A 9,657-nucleotide genomic window follows, 5' to 3' on the forward strand; every position below is an offset into this window, starting at 1 on the left:
CCCGCGGACCTTCAGACCCTTAAATTCCGAGTTCTTTCTCGATGAAGTCGAAGACCTCATCCTGCGTCGCCTGCTGCAGCTTCTCCGTCACGGTGTCGCCGCCACCGTCGGCCGTCTCGGCACCGGCCGTACGGGGCTCCGCCCACTTCGCCGCGAGGTCCCGCAGCCGGGCCGCGATGTCGTCCCGCGCCTCGCTCTCCGGGTCGAGGACGGACAGGGCCGACTCCAGCGCGTCCAGCTCCGCGAGCCCTGGCGCGGCCGCCGAACCGCCGTCGCCGACGAGCTGGCCGCACAGGAACTCGGCCAGCGCCGCCGGGGTCGGGTAGTCGAAGACCAGCGTGGCGGGCAGCTTCTGCCCGGTGGCGACGCCCAGCCGGTTGCGCAGCTCCAGCGCGATCAGCGAGTCGAAGCCCAGCTCCTTGAACGCCCGCCCCGCGCCGACCTCGTCGGTCGTCGGGTGGCCGAGCGCCGCGGCCGCGTTGGTCCGTACGACCTCCAGGACCACCAGGGACTGTTCGGCCCGGGAGATCCCGGCCAGCCGCTGCCGCAGCGCGTCCGCCGGGGACCCGTCCGAGGCAGCCGCCACCGCCGGGTCGCCGCCCGGGCCGCTGGTCGCGCGCAGCCGCCGCACCTCGGGCAGTTCGCCGATGAGCGGGCTGGGGCGCACGGCCGTGTAGCCCTGGGCGAAGCGTTCCCACTGGATGTCGGCGACGGCCACGGCCGTGTCGTCGTGGTCCAGCGCCTGCTGCAGCGCCGCGATGGCCGCGTGCGGGTCCATCGCCGGGACACCGCCACGGTCCAGCCGCTCGCCGATGGCGCCACCGGCGGCAAGGCCCGTCTCACCCCAGCGACCCCAGGCCACGGAGGTGGCGGGCAGACCGTCCGCCCGGCGCTGCTCGGCCAGCGCGTCGAGGTACGCGTTGGCCGCCGCGTAGTTGCCCTGACCGGCGTCGCCGAGGGTGCCCGCGACACCGGAGAACAGCACGAACGCGGACAGCTCCAGGCTCCGGGTCAGCTCGTGCAGATGGCGCGCCGCGTCGGCCTTCGGGCCGAGGACGGTCGCGAACCGCTGCGGCGTGAGCGCGTCCAGTACGCCGTCGTCGAGCACGCCCGCCGCGTGCATCACGGCGGTCAGCGGCTGGTCGGCCGGGATCTCCGCGAGCAGCGCCTCGACCGCCTTACCGTCGGCCACATCGCACGCGGCGACGGTCACCCGGGCGCCGAGCGCGGTCAGTTCGTCGCGCAGCTCGGCCGCGCCGGGCGCCTCCGGGCCACGGCGGCTGGTGAGCACCAGGTGCTCGGCGCCGCTACGGGCCAGCCAGCGCGCCACATGAGCGCCCACCGCCCCCGTACCGCCGGTGACCAGCGTCGTTCCGGCGGGCTTCCAGGTCCGTACGGCGGGTGCCCCGGCCAGCGGGGAGCGGGCGAGCCTGCGGGCGAACACGCCCGCCGTGCGCACCGCGAGCTGGTCTTCGCCCTCGGCCCCGGCGAGCACGCCCACCAGCCGGGACAGTGCCCGGTCGTCGGCCGCTTCGGGCAGGTCGACCAGACCGCCCCAGCGCTCCGGGTACTCCAGCGCGGCGGTCCGGCCGAGGCCCCAGACGAGCGCCTGCTCGGGGGATTCCGTGCGGTCCGTACCGCTGACGGACACCGCGCCGCGCGTGGCACACCACAGCGGCGCCTCCACTCCGGCGTCGCCCAGCGCCTGGATCAGCGCGGCGGTGCCGGTCAGTCCAGCGCTCACACCGTCCGTGCCGGGCGCGGTCCGCTCGTCGAAGGCGAGCAGCGACAGCACACCGGAAACGGTCCCGGCCTCGGCCAGTTCCTCGCGCACCAGACGGGTCAGCGACTCGCGGTCGGCTGCCACGGCGGACGGGGTGATCTGCCGTACGTCGGCGCCGCGTTCGGCGAGCGTACGGACGGCGCCGAGCGTCCAGTCGTCGGTGACGGCGGACTCGGGCACGGCCAGCAGCCACGTCCCGGACAGCCTCGGGGCCTGCGCCTCGGACTGGGACTTCCACGTCACGCGGTAGCGCCAGCCGTCCACGGTGGACTGCTCACGGGCCTGCTTGCGCCACGACGCGAGGGCGGGCAGGACGGCGCCGAGCGGCTCGGTGTCGTCACCAAAGGCGAGGGTGTCGGCCAGCGACTCCAGGTCCTCGCGCTCGACGGCCTCCCAGAAGCGGGCGTCGACAGCGTCGGACAGCGACGCCGGGGCGTCGTCCGCCAGGATGTCGGCGGGCTGCGGCCAGAGGTGCTGGTGCTGGAAGGCGTACGTGGGCAGCTCGACGCGCGTCGTATGCGTACCGAACACCGCGTCCCAGTCGACGTCGACACCGCGTGTCCACGCCTCGCCGAGGGAGGCCCAGAAGCGGTCGAGACCGCCCTCGTCGCGGCGCAGCGACCCGATCGCGGCGGCCTCACGGCCCGCGTCCTCGGCGGTGTCCTGCACGCCCATGGCCAGCACCGGGTGGGCGCTGGACTCGATGAACACGCTCATGCCCTCGTCGAGCAGGCGGCGGATGGCGCTCTCCAGCTCGACGGTGCGGCGGAGGTTGGTGAACCAGTACTCGGCGTCCAGCTCGGAGCCGTCGACCCACTCCCCGGTCACGGTGGACAGGAAGGGGGTGTGGGCGGTCTGCGGCTGGACGGGGGCGAGCAGTGTGAGGAGTTCATCGCGCAGCAGCTCCACCTGCGCGGAGTGCGACGCGTAATCCACCGGCACCCGGCGCGCCCGGACCTCATCCGCCTCGCACGACGCCAGCAACTCATCCAGCGCGGTCGGCTCACCGGACACCACCACGGCCGAGGGCCCGTTGACGGCCGCCACCGAGATGCGCTCCTCGCCCCACGGCGCGATCCGCTCCCGTACCTCCGACACCGGCAGCGCGACGGACACCATGCCACCCTGACCGGCCAACACCCGGCCGATGGCCTGGCTGCGCAACGCCACCACGCGCGCGGCATCCCGCAGCGACAGAATCCCCGCCACGCACGCGGCCGCGATCTCACCCTGCGAGTGGCCGACGACGGCGGAGGGCCGCACACCCAGCGAACGCCACAGCTCCGCCAGGGACACCATCACCGAGAACAGCACCGGCTGAACGACATCCACCCGCTCCAGTGACGGCGCGTCCTCCGCTCCTCGCAGCACATCCACCAACGACCAGTCGGTGAATTCAGCGAGCGCGGCGGCACACTCATCAATACGGGCAGCGAACACCGGTGAAGCATCCAACAGCCCCACGGCCATGCCTACCCATTGTGACCCCTGTCCCGGGAACACGAATGCGGCCTTGCCCCCGATTGAGGCCCCCTGAACCAGATTGGGGAGGACCTGCCCCCTAGCGAGGGCATCCAAACCGCGAGCAAGATCATCCCGGTCCGAGCCCACCAGCACCGCGCGCTGGTCGAAGGCGGTACGGGTGGTGGCCAGCGCGTGGCCTATGTCGGCGGTGCGCAGACCCGGATTGGCGTCGAGGTGGGCCAGCAGCTTGGCGGCCTGCGCGCGCAGCGCCGCCTCGTTCTTGCCCGAGAGCACCCACGGCAGCACACCACCGCTCTCCGGGGTGTCCCGCTGTGCGTCCGGCTCCTCTTCGGGCGCCTGCTCCAGGATGGCGTGCGCGTTGGTGCCGCTGAAGCCGAACGAGGATACTGCGGCGCGGCGCGGGCGGCCGGTCTCCGGCCACGGCCGGGCCTCGGTCAGCAGCTCGATGTCACCCGCCGACCAGTCCACGTGCGGGGTCGGTTCGGCGATGTGCAGCGACTCGGGCAGGACGCCGTGCCGCATGGCGAGCACCGTCTTCATCACGCCCGCGACACCGGCCGCCGCCTGGGCGTGGCCGATGTTGGACTTGATGGAGCCGAGCAGTAGCGGCTGCCCCTCGGGCCGGTCCTGACCGTAGGTGGCGAGCAGCGCCTGCGCCTCGATCGGGTCGCCCAGCGACGTCCCCGTGCCGTGCGCCTCGACCACGTCGACCTCGCCGGTGCCCAGACGGGCGTTGGCGAGCGCCTGCCGGATGACGCGCTGCTGGGACGGGCCGTTCGGCGCCGTCAGACCATTGGACGCGCCGTCCTGGTTGATGGCCGAACCCCGCACCACCGCGAGCACCGGGTGGCCGTTCTTACGGGCGTCCGACAGCCGCTCCACGAGCAGCATGCCGACGCCCTCGGCCGGGCTGAAGCCGTCGGCGTCCGACGAGAACACCTTGGAGCGGCCGTCGGAGGACAGCCCGCGCTGGCGGCTGAACTCGATGAACGTGCCGGGGGTGGCCATGACCGTCACACCGCCCGCGAGGGCGAGGGAGCATTCGCCGTTGCGCAGCGCCTGCACGGCGAGGTGCAGCGCCACCAGCGACGCCGAGCACGCGGTGTCGACGGTGACCGCCGGGCCTTCCAGGCCGAAGGTGTACGAGAGGCGGCCGGAGACGACGCTCGCGGCGCTGCCGGTGGCGAGGTGGCCCTCGTAGCCCTCGGTGGTGTTGCGCATGAGGATCGAGTAGTCGGAGCCGTTGGTGCCGACGAAGACGCCGGACGGGCTGCCGTGCAGCGTGGCCGGGTCGATGCCCGCGCGCTCGAACGCCTCCCACGAGGTCTCCAGCAGCAGCCGCTGCTGCGGGTCCATCGCCATGGCCTCACGCGGCGAGATCCCGAAGAACGCGGGGTCGAACTCGGCGGCCCCGGTGAGGAATCCGCCCTCGCGGGTGTAGCTGGTGCCCTGCGCGTCCGGGTCCGGGTTGTAGAGGGCGTCGATGTCCCAGCCACGGTCGCCGGGGAACTCCGACAGCGCGTCGCCACCGGAGTCCAGCAGCTGCCACAGCTCCTCCGGGGTGCGGACACCGCCCGGGAAGCGGCAGCTCATGGCCACGATGGCGACGGGCTCGTCGTCGGCGGACGCCGCCGCGACCGGCCGCGTGGCCACGGCCGCCGACTGCCCGCCGGACAGCTCGGTGCGCAGCTGGCGCGCGAGCACCGTGGGGGTCGGGTAGTCGAAGATCAGGGTCGGGGGGAGCTTGAGCCCGCTGGCGGCGGCGAGGCGGTTGCGGAGTTCGACGGCGGTCAGCGAGTCGAAGCCCAGGTCCTTGAAGGCCCGGCCCGGCTCGACGTCGTCGGCGCCCGCGTAGCCCAGTACAGCCGCGACGGCGGTCCGTACCAGCTCCAGCACCAGCCGCTCCTGCTCGGCCTCCGACGCCCCGGCGAGCTGCCGCGTCAGCGCGCCGCTGTCGGCGGCCCCCGCCTCGGCGTCGGTGCTCATCTCCGCGATGACGTCCCGCGCCTCGGGCAGGTCGTGCAGCAGCGGACGGGAGCGGCCGGAGGTGAAGGCGAGGACGAAACGCTTCCACTCCATGTCGGCGACGGTCAGCACCGACTCGTCGCGGTCCAGTGCGTGCTGCAGCGCGGTGACGGCCGCGCCGGGCGCCATCTCGATGACACCGTGGCGGCGCATCCGGTCGCCCACACCGCCCTCGGCCATGCCGCCCTCGCCCCACGGGCCCCAGGCCAGCGAGGTGGCGGGCAGGCCCTGGGCGCGCCGCCACTCGGCGAAGGCGTCGAGGAACGCGTTGCCGGGCGCGTAGTTGCCCTGGCCGGGCGCGCCGAAGGTGGCCGCGAAGGACGAGAACAGCACGAACGCGGACAGGTCGAGGTCGCGGGTCAGCTCGTGCAGATGCCGGGTGGCGTCGACCTTGACCTTCAGCACCCGGTCGATCTGCTCCGGGGTCAGCCCCTCGATCACCCCGTCGTCCAGCACGGCGGCCGTGTGCACGACGGCGGTCAGCGGGTGTTCGGCCGGGACCGTGGCGAGGGTGGCGGCCAGCGCGTCCCGGTCGGCCGCATCGCACGCGGCGATGGTGACCTGGGCGCCGAGCGCGGTGAGTTCGTCGCGCAGCTCGGCCGCGCCGGGAGCGTCCAGGCCACGGCGGCTGGTGAGCACCAGGTGCTCGGCGCCGTTACGGGCCAGCCAGCGCGCCACATGGGCGCCGAGCGCGCCCGTACCGCCGGTGACCAGCGTGGTTCCGGCGGGCTTCCAGGTCCGTACGGCGGGTGCCCCGGCCAGCGGGGCCCGCACCAGGCGGCGTACGAGGAGCCCGGTGGTACGGACCGCCACCTGATCCTCGTCCTCGGCCCCCGTAAGCGCGGTGACCAGGCGGGACAGTGCCCGCTCGTCGGCCGTCTCGGGCAGGTCGACCAGACCGCCCCAGCGCTCGCCGTGCTCCAGCGCGGCCACCCGGCCCAGGCCCCAGATCAGCGCCTGCTCGGGCGCGTCCAGCGCATCGGCGCGTCCCACGGACACCGCGCCACGGGTGGCGGACCACAGCGGCGCGCCGATCTCCGCGTCGCCCAGGGCCTGCACCAGCGCGAACTGCGCGGCCACCCCGGCCGGGACGGAAGTGTGCAGCGGGTGCGGACGGCCGTCGAGCGCCAGCAGCGACAGCACACCGGCGAACGGGACGCCATCGGCGTTGCGCAGCTGCTCCGTCAGCTGCTCACGGCCCTCGGTGGCGGTGTCCACCACGATCTGCCGTACGTCGGCGCCGCGTTCGGCGAGCGTACGGACCACACCGGTCGCCCACGCGCCCTCGGCGGCGGACTCCGGCACGACCAGCAGCCACGCGCCGGACAGCCGCGCGGACTGCCCCTCGGCGAGCGGCTTCCACGTCACGCGGTAGCGCCAGCCGTCCACGGTGGACTGCTCACGGGCCTGCTTGCGCCACGCGGCGAGGGCGGGCAGCAGGGCGCTGACCTGCTCGTCGCCGTCGACGGCCAGCTCGGCGGCCAGCGCCTGCCAGTCCTCGCGGTCGACGGCGTCCCAGAAGCGGGCCTCGACGGGGTCGGCGGCGGTGGCGGCGGGTGCCGTACCCGACTCCAGCCAGTAGTTCTGGTGCTGGAAGGCGTACGTGGGCAACTCGACGCGCTCCGCGCCCGTACCGTCGAACACCGCCCGCCAGTTGACCTGCACACCACGGGTCCACGCCTCGCCGACCGACGCCCAGAAACGCTCCAGACCGCCTTCGTCGCGGCGCAGCGAACCGATCGCCGCCGCGTCCAGCCCGGCGTCCTCGGCGGTGTCCTGGACACCCATGGCCAGCACCGGGTGGGCGCTGGATTCGATGAAGGCCCCGAACCCCTCGTCCAGCAGCCGCCGGACCGCGCTCTCCAGCTCGACCGTGCGCCGCAGGTTGGTGAACCAGTACTCGGCGTCCAGCTCCGGACCCTCGACCCACTCCCCCGTCACCGTCGACAGGAACGGCACCTCCGCCGCCTGCGGCTGTACGGGAGCCAGCAGCTCCAGCAGCTCATCCCGCAGCAACTCGACCTGCGCGGAGTGCGACGCGTAGTCCACCGGCACCCGACGCGCCCGGACCTCATCCGCCTCGCACGACGCCAACAGGTCATCCAGGGCAGCCGGTTCCCCCGAAACCACCACCGCCGACGGCCCGTTCACGGCCGCCACCGAGATGCGCTCCTCGCCCCACGGCGCGATCCGCTCCCGTACCTCGGACACCGGCAGCGCCACCGACACCATGCCGCCCCGACCCGCCAGCACCCGGCCAATCGCCTGGCTGCGCAACGCCACCACACGCGCCGCGTCCTTGAGCGTCAGGATCCCCGCCACGCACGCGGCCGCGATCTCGCCCTGCGAGTGGCCGACGACCGCGGACGGCTCGACGCCGAACGAACGCCACAGCTCAGCGAGCGACACCATCACCGAGAACAGCACCGGCTGCACCACATCGACGCGCTCCAGCGACGGCGCACCCTCCACGTCCCGCAGCACATCCACCAACGACCAGTCGGTGAACTCCGCGAGCGCCGCCGCGCACTCCTCGATCCGCGCCGCGAACACCGGCGAGGCGTCCATCAGCCCCACCGCCATGCCCGCCCACTGCGAGCCCTGCCCCGGGAACACGAACGCCGTCCGGCCGCCGACGACGGACCCCTGCGCCACGCCCGATGCCATGCCGCCACCGGCCAGCGCGGCCAGCCCGGCGAGCAGTTCGTCGCGGTCGCGGCCGCGCACCACCGCGCGGTGGTCCAGCTGTGCGCGCGTCGTGGCGAGCGACAGGCCCACGTCCAGCGGGCGCGGCGCGGCATCATCCTGGAAACGGTCCAGCAGCCGCTGGGCCTGGGCGCGCAGTGCGGCCGCGCTCTTGCCGGACACCGTCCACGGCACCACGTCCAGCCGCTGCGACGGGGGTTCTTCGGCGGGCTCCTCCGCGTCCTCCTCGGCGGGGGCCTGCTCCAGGATGGTGTGCGCGTTGGTGCCGCTGAAGCCGAACGAGGACACGGCGGCGCGGCGCGGCCGGTCGGTCTCGGGCCACGGGGTGTTCTCGGCGAGCAGCGACACCGCGCCCGCCGACCAGTCGACGTGCGGGGTGGGCTCGTCGAGGTGGAGTGTCTTGGGCAGCACACCGTGCTCGATGGCCATGACCATCTTGATGATTCCGGCGACACCGGCCGCGGCCTGGGTGTGACCGATGTTGGACTTGATGGAGCCGAGCAGCAGCGGCTGCCCCTCGGGCCGGTCCTGGCCGTAGGTGGCGAGCAGCGCCTGCGCCTCGATCGGGTCGCCCAGCGTCGTCCCCGTACCGTGCGCCTCGACCACGTCGACGTCGGCCGCGCCGAGGCGGCCGTTGGTGAGCGCCTGGTGGATGACGCGCTGCTGGGACGGGCCGTTGGGCGCCGTCAGGCCATTCGAGGCGCCATCCTGGTTGACGGCCGAGCCACGCACGATGGCGAGCACCGGGTGGCCATTCTTACGGGCATCCGACAGCCGCTCCACGAGCAGCATGCCGACGCCCTCGCCCCAGCCCGTGCCATCGGCGGCGGCGGCGAACGGCTTGCAGCGGCCATCGGCGGCGAGCCCGCGCTGACGGCTGAACTCGGTGAACGTGGCAGGCGTGGCCATCACGGTCACACCGCCCGCGAGCGCCAGCGAGCATTCGCCGTTGCGCAGCGCCTGCACCGCCATGTGCAGGGTGACCAGCGACGACGAGCACGCCGTGTCGACAGTGACGGCCGGGCCCTCCAAGCCGAAGGTGTACGACACGCGGCCGGACGCGATGCTGCCGGAGCTGCCCGTGCCGAGGAAGCCTTCGACGCCCTCGGGGATGGAGTCGAGCCGCGAGGTGTAGTCGTGGTACATGACGCCCGCGAACACACCGGTCCGGCTGCCGCGCAGCCCGGTCGGGTCGAGGCCCGCGCGCTCGAACGCCTCCCACGACGACTCCAGCAGCAGCCGCTGCTGCGGGTCCATCGCCATGGCCTCGCGCGGCGAGATGCCGAAGAGCGTGGGGTCGAAGCCGCCCGCGTCGTAGAGGAAGCCACCTTCGTTCACATAGCTGGCGCCCGCCTGGTCGGGGTCGGCGTCGTACAGCGACTCGACGTCCCAGCCACGGTCCGTGGGGAAGCCGGAGACGGCGTCCTCGCCACCCGCGACGAGCCGCCACAGCTCCTCGGGGGTGCGCACGCCGCCCGGGTAGCGGCAGCTCATCGCGACGATCGCGATGGGCTCCTGGTGGCGCTCCTCGACCTCGCGCAGCTGGCGGCGGGCCTGACGCAGGTCGGCGGTGGCCCGCTTGAGGTAGTCGCGGAGCTTGTCCTCGTTATTCACCATTGCGTCGGCTCCTTGCGAAGGGGGAGGTGGTGCTCATGAGT

The 9,657-nt window shown here is 73.6% G+C and carries 1 protein-coding gene; it reads right to left on the bottom strand.

Going from position 1 to position 9,657, the window contains the following annotated elements; all coding sequences use genetic code 11:
* Positions 1–19: 19 nt before the first annotated feature.
* Positions 20–9,616, bottom strand: coding sequence for a type I polyketide synthase (locus tag ACWC5C_RS05290; RefSeq protein WP_450873848.1), 9,597 nt, complete (start codon positions 9,614–9,616; stop codon positions 20–22).
* Positions 9,617–9,657 lie beyond the last annotated feature (41 nt).

The sequence above is a fragment of the Streptomyces sp. NPDC001700 genome, from assembly GCF_053596435.1.